Source organism: Microbacterium sp. ISL-103 (assembly GCF_018613995.1).
Classification (GTDB): Bacteria; Actinomycetota; Actinomycetes; order Actinomycetales; family Microbacteriaceae; genus Microbacterium.
In genome coordinates this window covers 1-2,385 of record NZ_JAGGPD010000514.1, presented here as the reverse complement: position 1 = coordinate 2,385, position 2,385 = coordinate 1, and the positions used below count along the sequence as shown (strand labels likewise).

Here is a 2,385-nt window from a genome sequence, read left to right as displayed (position 1 = left end):
GGGCGCGGGACCCGAAGTCTCGTCGGTCGTCGCCCTCGGGGGGGGCTGGGATGGGGGGTGAGCCGTCGCGGAGGTCGTCACCCAGGTGCACTGTGTCGACCACGCAGATGACGAACGCGTCAGGGTCCTGGGTCAGGGGAAGGTGGGGGAGGTCGAGCTCGCTCGCAAGATCAGCGACGATCTCCGCAGGTCGCCACGCGATCGAGGGATGCGCTGCGGAGAACTCGACGGGTTGTCGCCCTCGCGCCCGCTGTCCGTCGGTCAGAGGTGCCAGATGCCCATCGATCGCCTGCGCCAGTCGCTCCGCGTACGACCGGCGCTCTGGCGCGCATACTCCGACGACGACGACGGGATTCCTGCTGCCCACGGGTTACCTGCTCTTCCCTTTTGACCGAATGCTGGATCTCACCCTACTCTGTTAATGAGAAGCATTATCAATAAGGAGATCGTCATGAAGGTTCGCGCATCACTCAAGTCGTTGAAGAATCAGCCCGGCGCCCAGGTCGTACGCCGTCGAGGCAAGGTGTTCGTGATCAACAAGATCAACCCGCGGTTCAAAGGCCGTCAGGGCTGAGAGCGGCGAAAGGGACTCGCCGCTGCGGAGTGGCTGAGGTCTACTCGATCACGCGGACAGGCGTCCGGGCGGAGCCTCGAAGTGCCCGTCGCGGATGTCGGTCGCCAGCGCCTGCGCGGTCGACTGGATGCGCTCGACCGCACGACGTCGCGCGATCTCCGCGATCCACGCGCTCGCGGTTCCTCGATACGTCGCGAACTCCCGCGCGTGCGACCAGACGTGGACGTACGTGTCCTGGAGTACCTCTTCGGCCGATGCGCGGGCATCGATCACGCTGAGGATGAGTCCGAAGACGCGATCACACGTGAGGTCGTACAGCTGGGCGAGAGCCGTCTGACTGCCGGACGCGATGTGCGTCATCAGATCGGCCTCGGCCCCCCACGCCGCGTCCCCGCCGATGCGGGGAGGGATGCGGGCGATGCTCATGTGCCGATCGTGGCATGTGAACGGAGAAGGGCGTTCGCCCTTGCGTACGGTGACGCGGTAGTGCTAGGTCGATTCGAGTGCTTCAAGTCGACTCGAAACCGCGCGAGGACATGGATGCGGTGAGCGCATCGACGGGCTCGGCGTCTCAGTCGGCGTCTGCCGAGAAGACGGGGCTGAGGAACCGGCGCTCGTAACGGCGGATGCACTGCGTTCTGCGGGCCAGTTCGAAGGCCGCCACGCACTCGGGGTCGGCCTTCGAGGCCGTGCGGTAGATCTCGTACTCGGCCAGGGAGGGGAATGTGAACAGCGCGAACGCTTCGTCGCTGTCGCCTTCGCTCGGCATGAAATAGCCATGGTGGGTTCCGCCGTGCTTCGCCACAAGTCGGATCCACGCTCGGCCGTACTCGGTGAAGTCGTCGAGCTTGTCCGGATCGATCTCGTAGCGCAGGTGAACGGTGATCATGTCGCTCATCCTGTCAGAGCGCGCAGGACGCGCCGTCGCTCCGAGCCCGGTCGCCGTCTCGAATGTACGCTGAGGGTATGGGTGATCAATCGCCGCTCCCCTCCCGCCCGCTCTGGGCGAGTGTGGCCGACGGCTTCTACGTCGGCAGTCATGACGGCTCGTTCCTCGGCTACATCGATCGTCAAGCCGACGGCGCCTGGCGCGCATTCGACGCCGCCTCGCGGGCCGTCGGCGACTTCGCCGACCACCATCGGGCGATGGACGCGGTGACGACCGCACTGCAGGTCGGTGCGAACTCCGAGGGAATCGAGACTCGGGGAGGAGCTGCCGGATGACTGCGCCCCACCCGCTCGTCTCGCTCGTCTACTGCAGCAGCGCCACTCACACGTTCGGGGAGCGCGAGCTCGCAGAGCTGCTCGCGGTGAGTCGAGAGCGGAACAGTGCTCGCGACATCACCGGGATGCTGCTCTATCGCGGCGGAGAGTTCGTGCAGATCCTCGAGGGTCCGAGGTCCGACGTCGAAGCGCTGATGCAGGCGATCGGCAGAGATCCGCGGCACACGGATGTCCGCGTGCTGCTCGAAGAGCCGCTGCACGAGCGTCGATTCGATGAGTGGACGATGGGGTACCAGTCTCTCGTCGCTCCCGAGCCGGGGATGGCCTCGGGCTATCGCGACTCCTTCGACGATCTGCGCATCGGCGATCACGACATGATCGGCCGCGCGATCATGGAACTCACATTGTGGTTCCGGGTGCGCGAGTCCGCAGGTCGAGAGCGGGCCGGCACCGAAGCCGAGTAGCAGTTCCCGACCTGGGGGCAGGAGCCGGCTCTGCCGAAGTGGATGCAGGCGATCGGTAAGATCATCGCCGCATCCACCGTGCTCGTCCCGGTCGTCGGCAAGGGCATCGGCAGCTTCTGAGCG

At 65.8% G+C, this 2,385-nt stretch carries 5 protein-coding genes and 1 pseudogene; 3 read left to right on the top strand and 3 right to left on the bottom strand.

The features are described from left to right. A pseudogene (locus J7E68_RS16865) lies at positions 1 to 367 on the bottom strand (hypothetical protein); the annotation flags it as partial. A gap of 84 nt (positions 368 to 451) precedes the next feature. On the opposite strand from J7E68_RS16865, the gene ykgO reads away from it, so the two are divergent. Beyond that, positions 452 to 574 carry a type B 50S ribosomal protein L36 gene (ykgO, locus tag J7E68_RS16860; protein ID WP_215174530.1) on the top strand — a complete coding sequence of 41 codons (123 nt, stop codon included), beginning with the start codon at positions 452 to 454 and terminating at the stop codon, positions 572 to 574. Between the two features lie 48 nt (positions 575 to 622). Here the strand turns inward: ykgO and J7E68_RS16855 are convergent, their stop codons facing one another. Both J7E68_RS16855 and J7E68_RS16850 read right to left on the bottom strand, forming a co-directional pair. Next, complete coding sequence (locus J7E68_RS16855; RefSeq protein WP_215174528.1) at positions 623 to 1,000, bottom strand: sigma factor; 378 nt, start codon at positions 998 to 1,000, stop codon at positions 623 to 625. 145 nt (positions 1,001 to 1,145) lie between these two features. Then, entirely contained in the window at positions 1,146 to 1,463 is a 318-nt protein-coding gene (locus J7E68_RS16850) for an NIPSNAP family protein (protein WP_215174526.1), read from the bottom strand. A gap of 77 nt (positions 1,464 to 1,540) precedes the next feature. Between J7E68_RS16850 and J7E68_RS16845 the strand changes: the two genes are divergently transcribed. Next, positions 1,541 to 1,798 (top strand): hypothetical protein, encoded by a 258-nt coding sequence (locus tag J7E68_RS16845; protein ID WP_215174524.1) that lies wholly within the window; start codon positions 1,541 to 1,543, stop codon positions 1,796 to 1,798. Then, positions 1,795 to 2,262 (top strand): BLUF domain-containing protein, encoded by a 468-nt coding sequence (locus J7E68_RS16840; protein ID WP_215174522.1) that lies wholly within the window; start codon positions 1,795 to 1,797, stop codon positions 2,260 to 2,262. Before J7E68_RS16845 ends, J7E68_RS16840 begins: the two co-directional genes overlap by 4 nt. Positions 2,263 to 2,385: the final 123 nt, after the last annotated feature.

What these genes read in the sequence shown, in the direction of transcription:
- ykgO (WP_215174530.1), top strand. Translation starts at nt 452, where the DNA reads ATGAAGGTTCGCGCATCACTCAAGTCGTTGAAGAATCAGCCCGGCGCC.
- J7E68_RS16855 (WP_215174528.1), bottom strand. Translation starts at nt 1,000, where the DNA reads ATGAGCATCGCCCGCATCCCTCCCCGCATCGGCGGGGACGCGGCGTGG.
- J7E68_RS16850 (WP_215174526.1), bottom strand. Translation starts at nt 1,463, where the DNA reads ATGATCACCGTTCACCTGCGCTACGAGATCGATCCGGACAAGCTCGAC.
- J7E68_RS16845 (WP_215174524.1), top strand. Translation starts at nt 1,541, where the DNA reads ATGGGTGATCAATCGCCGCTCCCCTCCCGCCCGCTCTGGGCGAGTGTG.
- J7E68_RS16840 (WP_215174522.1), top strand. Translation starts at nt 1,795, where the DNA reads ATGACTGCGCCCCACCCGCTCGTCTCGCTCGTCTACTGCAGCAGCGCC.